This is a genomic window from Clavibacter sp. MX14-G9D, assembly GCF_032917815.1.
In the GTDB taxonomy this organism is placed as follows: Bacteria; Actinomycetota; Actinomycetes; order Actinomycetales; family Microbacteriaceae; genus Clavibacter; species Clavibacter michiganensis_K.
The window spans coordinates 1-6,201 of sequence record NZ_JAVCVL010000166.1; the positions used below are offsets into that span (position 1 = coordinate 1).

Annotated in this window: 4 protein-coding genes; 2 read left to right on the plus strand and 2 right to left on the minus strand. The window is 75.9% G+C overall.

Features of this window, described 5'->3' with window-relative positions; translation table 11 throughout:
• Positions 1 to 767 (minus strand): aminotransferase class V-fold PLP-dependent enzyme (locus Q6969_RS12035; RefSeq protein WP_317230654.1); only part of this gene is annotated, 767 nt, incomplete at its 3' end.
• Between the two features lie 19 nt (positions 768 to 786).
• Between Q6969_RS12035 and Q6969_RS12040 the strand changes: the two genes are divergently transcribed.
• A complete protein-coding gene (locus Q6969_RS12040; RefSeq protein WP_317230655.1) occupies positions 787 to 2,856 on the plus strand; it encodes an alpha-amylase family glycosyl hydrolase in 2,070 nt (689 codons plus the stop codon).
• Between the two features lie 188 nt (positions 2,857 to 3,044).
• Positions 3,045 to 4,367 (plus strand): hypothetical protein, encoded by a 1,323-nt coding sequence (locus tag Q6969_RS12045; RefSeq protein ID WP_317230656.1) that lies wholly within the window; start codon positions 3,045 to 3,047, stop codon positions 4,365 to 4,367.
• 4 nt (positions 4,368 to 4,371) lie between these two features.
• Here Q6969_RS12045 and glgP read toward each other — a convergent pair.
• Positions 4,372 to 6,201: alpha-glucan family phosphorylase (glgP, locus tag Q6969_RS12050; RefSeq protein WP_317230657.1), on the minus strand; the 1,830-nt coding region annotated here is incomplete at its 5' end.

Genomic DNA, 6,201 nt, shown 5'->3' on the forward strand with positions numbered 1-6,201 from the left:
GCCACGGCGAAGGCCACGGCGGAGGCGGCGTCCTGCGTGCCCGAGCGCACCTGCCGCTGCTGCCCGCCGCCGTGGATGAGCGCGTCCACCCGCGCGTCGCGGGCGACGACGAGCGCACCGCTGCCGACGGGCCCGCCGACCTTGTGCGCGGAGACGCTCACGGCGTGCACGCCGGCGTCCCGCCACCGCCGGAACGGGACCGGCACGTGGCCGAGGGCCGCGACCGCGTCGACGTGCACGGGCACGCCGTGGGCCCGGGCGAGCGCCGCCAGCTCCTCCACCGGCTGGATCGTCCCGACCTCGTTGCTGGCCGCGAGGAAGGTGAGGAGCGAGACAGAGCTGGGGTCCGCGGCGAGCGCGGCCGCGACGGCGTCGACCTCGATGCGGCCGAGGCCGTCCAGGGGCAGCCGCTCGACGACGGCGCCCTGGCGCTCGAGCCAGTCGACCGTGTCGACGGTGGCGTGGTGCTCGCCGTCGGGCACGAGGATGCGCGTCCGACGCGGGTCGGCGGCCGTGCGCGCGGCGTGCAGCCCCTTGATCCCGAGGTTCACCGACTCGGTGCCGCCCGAGGTGAGGACGACCTCCACGGGCTCCGCGTCGAGCGCCCGGGCGATGGACTCGCGGGCCTCCTCGAGCACGCGCCGGGCCTCCTGGCCGTGCGAGTGGATGGAGGACGGGTTGCCGACCAGCGTGAGCGCCCCGGCGAGCGCCGCGATCGCCTCCGGCCGCAGGGGGGTCGTGGCCGCGTGGTCCAGGTAGACCGTCATGCCATCTACCCTAGGTCGCATGCCGCGCCCCGGACCGCCCGAGCCCCTGGGGCTGACGCCCGCCGACACGGGCGCCGACACGGGCGGCACGCTCCGCATCGTGAGCCACGGCGCCTCGCGCGTGGAGCTCACCGTCTCGGCGGTCGACGACCCCCGTCGCGTGGCGCAGGTGGTCGCCATGGAGCGCGGCGGGCACGGCGTGTGGACGGGGTCCAGCGAGCTCCTCGTCCCCGGCACCGCGTACTCGGTGCGGGTGGACGGCGATCCCGCCCCCGGCGACGCGTTCGACCCGACCCGGCACCTGCTCGACCCCTACGCCCGCGGCCTCGTGCAGGTGGGCCCGGCCGCGTGGCGCTCCGTCGTCACGCGCCCCGTGCCCGACGCGGAGCGCGCCGCCCGCCGCGCCGCCCGTCCCGTCGTGCCACGGGACCGGCAGGTCGTCTACGAGATGCACGTCCGGGGCTTCAGCAAGCTCGACGAGCGCCTGCCCGAGGAGCTGCGCGGCACCTACGCGGGGCTCGGCCACGCCGCGTCGGTGGCGCGCCTGGTGGACCTCGGGATCACGACGGTCGAGCTCCTGCCGGTGCACGCCTCCACGAGCGAGGAGCGGCTGCGCGCCCAGGGCCGCATCAACCACTGGGGCTACAACACGCTGGCGTACCTGGCGCCGCACGCGCCCTACGCCACGCGCCGCGCCCGCGACGCGGGGGCCGACGCGGTCGCGGACGAGTTCCGGGCGATGGTCGACTCCCTGCACGCCGCCGGCATCCAGGTCGTGCTCGACGTGGTCTACAACCACACCGCCGAGGAGGGCGCCGACGGCCCGGTCACGAGCCTCCGAGGCATCGACGGGTCGCGCTACTACCGACACACCCCGGACGGCACGCCCATCGACGTGACCGGCTGCGGCAACACCCTCGACCTGTCCCGGCCCGACGCGCAGCGGCTGGTGCTGGACAGCCTCGAGCACTGGTCCGACGTCATGGGCGTCGACGGCTTCCGCTTCGACCTCGCCGTCACGCTGGGGCGCGACGAGCACGTCGACTTCGACCCGGGGCACCCGCTCCTGCGCGCCATCGTCGAGGACGACGCGCTCGCGGGCCTCCTGATGATCGCCGAGCCGTGGGACGTGGGCATGGGCGGCTGGCGGACGGGCGGGTTCGGATCCGGCTGGAGCGAGTGGAACGACGGCTACCGCGACCGCGTGCGCGACTTCTGGCTCACCGACGTCGCGGAGGCCCGCCGCTCGGGCCGCGCGCCCCAGGGCGTCGGGGCGCTGGCGTCGTGCCTGGCCGGATCCTCCGACACGTTCGCGGCCGAGCGCGGACCGCTGGCGTCCGTCTCGTTCGTCACGGCGCACGACGGCTTCACGCTGGCGGACCTCACGTCGTACGACCGCAAGCACAACAGCGGCAACGGGGAGTCCAACCGCGACGGGACGGACGCGAACCGCTCCTGGAACCACGGGGTGGAGGGACCGACGCGCGACGCCGCGGTCCTCGCCGCGCGGCGCCGCACGTCGCGCAACCTGCTCGGCACCCTCCTCGTGTCCGCGGGCATCCCGATGCTCACGATGGGCGACGAGCGCGGCCGTACGCAGCGTGGCAACAACAACGGCTACTGCCTGGACAACGAGGCGACCTGGGTGCACTGGGACGAGGACGCCTGGCGCCTCGACCTGCACGCCACCACCCGGCACCTGCTGCGCATCCGCCGGGAGAACCCGGCGCTGCGTCCCGTGCGCTACGCCTCCCCCGAGGCCGCGGTGCCGAGCGCGTCCGTGCTCTCGTGGCGCGACGCCGACGGCCGGCCGATGACGGAGGCGGCGTGGGGCTCCGCGGACACGCGGACGCTGCAGTGGATCACGACGTCCACGCCCGAGACGGAGGAGCCGAGCACCGTCCTCGTCGTCGTGCACGGTCTCGAGGGCGCCGTCGACGTCACGCTCCCGGCGCAGCCCGGCGTCGCCGCGTGGCGCCTGCTGTGGACGAGCGAGTGGGAGCGTCCCGAGCCGGTGACGGAGGACGACGCCCCGGGCGACCGCATCGCGGTGCAGGGGCCCTCGCTCCGCGTCTACCGCGCGCGCTGACCGCCCGCTCGTCCGCCCGCGGGGCCACCACCCGGTCCGCCCGCGTGGAGGGTACGGTGCCTGCGGACGGGACGCCGCTCCCGGACGGGGGCCGTGGCGGGTTCGCGTCGCCGGCGGTCGTGTGCTCTCCTGGACGGGCCCGCACGATCCCCCGCGCTCCCCCGCGCCCGAGACCGAGGACGCCGCACGTGACCGACGAGACCCCCGCGCCCCACGCCGACCGCTCTCCCGATGCCGGCCCCCCGACCGCGCGCCGCCCGATGTCCCGGCGCGCGCTCGTCGCGGCCGGCGGGGTCGCGGCGCTCTCCGCCGTCGCGGCGATCGCCGGGTGCACCACGACACCGCGTCCCGCCGATCCCACCGCCGATGCCGGGCCCCGTCCCTCCGCGGACCCCGGCGACCCGCCCGCTCCCGCCGTGACGGAGTCGGGAGGCCCGCCCCTCGAGCCCATGACGTACGCGCCCGACGACGCGCTCGCCGGCTTCTACGCGCTCCGGGAGCGCGTCCGCGAGCGGCGACTCACCATCGGCGTGCTCGGCGACAGCATCGCCGAGGGGCAGGGCGCGTCGACACTGCAGCACGCGTACCCCGCCCAGCTGCGCGACCGGCTGCGCGGCGCGTACCCGTCGGGCGCCCGCGGCGGGCTCGACTACATCGCGTCCCGCCACCAGATCACCGTCCCCGCCGACCAGGGGTTCGCGTTCGCCGGGATGCCCACGGCGGGAGGCCGGCACGGGTGGGGACGCCGCGTCGTGCCGCTGACGGAGGCCTCGGGGCCCGGCACCTACACGGCGCGCATGACGTCGGCGCGCATCTGCTGGTGGGCGCCCGGGCTCGACGCGGCGATCACCGTCCAGGTCGACGACGGGGCGCCGGAGCAGGTCCGCGCCGAGGCCGGCGGCTCCCTCACGTGGACGAGCCCGCAGCTGGACCCGGCCGAGCACACGCTCACGGTCGCCTGGGCGGGCGGGCGGCCCGAGCTGGAGGGCGCCTGGCTGTTCGACGGCGACGAGGAGCGCGGCGTGCACGTCATCGAGGGCGGCAACTCGGGCTCGCAGCTCTGGCAGCTCTCGGAGCTCGCCCGCCCGGACGGGGTCAGCACGTGGATCCGCTCGGCGCCGCGCTTCGAGCTCGACCTGTGGATGCCGGAGCACCTCATCAACGACGTGGTGGTCCGCACCCCCGAGCAGGTGCGCTCGGACGCCCGGGTGCTCATCGAGCTGATCCGCACCACGAGCGAGGCGCCCATCCTCTTCACGCCGCCGTACGAGCGCACGACGCTGCCCATCGCGGGGACGACCTGGGCGGACTACATCGGGGCGCTCCGCGACGCCGCGTCCATGGATCCGCTCGCGGACGTCTTCGAGATCGGCGCGTACATCCCGCGCATGGTGGGCGAGGGCGCATCGGACCCCTACGGCTGGATGGGCCCCGACAACCACCCGAACGACCGGGGGTACGCCCGCTTCGCCGAGGTGCTCGCCGCGAAGCTGGGGGCGACCCCCGCCTGACGCGTCAGCCCGCGACCGCGACCAGCCCGGGCTCCGCGCTCGAGGCCAGCAGCTCGTGGCGCGGGACGACCCGCACCGTGTAGCCGAAGGGCCCCGCGCTCGTGAGCGGCACGGCGCCGGCGTACTCCTGCTGGCCCCCCGCGGCCCCCGCCGGCTCGAGCGGGTGGCGGACCAGGTCGGTGAGCACGTCGCCGTCGCCGGTCGCCCCGTGGACGACCTCCACGGTCACGTCCTCCCCGCCGAGCCCGCCGAGGTCCACCCAGGCGCGCACCCGCAGCTCGTCGCCGACCTGCGCCTGCTGCCCGACGCCCTCGGACTCGACGTGGGCGACCTGCACCGACGGCCACGCGGCCGTCACGCGGCCCCGCCACGCCGCGAGCTCGCGAGCCCGTGCGTGGTCGTCCGCGGCGACGATCCGCTGCGCCCGACCCGCGGGCACGTACAGCCGCTCGACGTACTGGCGGACCATGCGGTCGGCGCTGAGCTCGGGCGAGAGCGTCGCGAGCGTGTGCCGGATGTCGTGCACCCAGCCGGCGGGCACCCCGTCCGCGTCGCGCTCGTAGAAGCGCGGCGCGATGCGGTTCTCGATGAGGTCGTAGAGCGCGGTCGCCTCCATGGCGTCGCGCTCGGCGCCGTCGTGCGCCCGGTCGGCCGACGGGATGGCCCAGCCGTTGCCGCCGTCGAAGTACTCGTTCCACCAGCCGTCGAGGATCGACAGGTTGAGCGCGCCGTTGAGCGCGGCCTTCATCCCGGAGGTGCCGCAGGCCTCGAGCGGGCGGAGCGGGTTGTTGAGCCACACGTCGGTGCCGGGGTAGAGCAGCTGCGCCATGCCGATGTCGTAGTCGGGCAGGAACACGAGCCGCCCGCGGATCCCGGGCTCCGCGGCGAACCGCACGAGCTCCTGGATGAGGCGCTTGCCCTCGTCGTCCGCCGGGTGCGACTTGCCCGCCACGACGATCTGCACGGGCCGCTCCGGGTCGGTGAGGATGCGGCGGAGGCGCTCCCGGTCGTGGAGCATGAGCGTGAGGCGCTTGTAGGTCGGCACGCGGCGCGCGAAGCCGATGGTGAGGACCTCGGGGTCCAGCACGTCCTCGAGCCACGCGGGCTCGACCGCGCCCGGGTTCTGCTCGCGCCAGGCGCGCGCGACCCGGCGGCGCGCGTCGGCGACGAGCTGGCCGCGCATGCGGCCGCGGACGTCCCACAGGTCGCCGTCGGTGACGGCGGGGGACGACCAGTCGGCCGCCGTGGTGTCCCACGTGCCGAGGCGCTCGCGGGCGAGCGACATGAGCATCGGATCCGTCCAGGTCGGCGCGTGCACGCCGTTGGTGACGCTCGTGATCGGCACCTCCTCGGTGTCGAACCCCGGCCAGAGCCCGGAGAACATGCCGCGGCTGACCTCGCCGTGCAGCTGCGAGACGCCGTTGGCCCGCTGCGCCAGGCGCAGGCCCATGAGCGCCATGTTGAACACGTCCCGGCTGCCGCCGTCGTGGGTCTCGGCGCCGAGCGCGAGGACGCGGTCGGCGGGCACCCCGGGCAGCAGCGCGTCCGTGACGTGCGCACGGACGAGCTCGACGTCGAAGCGGTCGATGCCGGCGGGCACGGGCGTGTGCGTCGTGAACACCGTGCCGGCGCGCACGACCTGCAGGGCCTCGTCGAAGCCGAGGCCCTCGGCCATGAGCGTGGAGATGCGCTCGACGCCCAGGAACCCGGCGTGCCCCTCGTTGGTGTGGAAGACGCGCGGCACGGGCGACCCGGTGACCCGCGCGTGCGCGGCGATGGCCCGCACCCCGCCGATGCCGAGGAGGAGCTCCTGGTGCAGGCGGTGCTCGCCGCC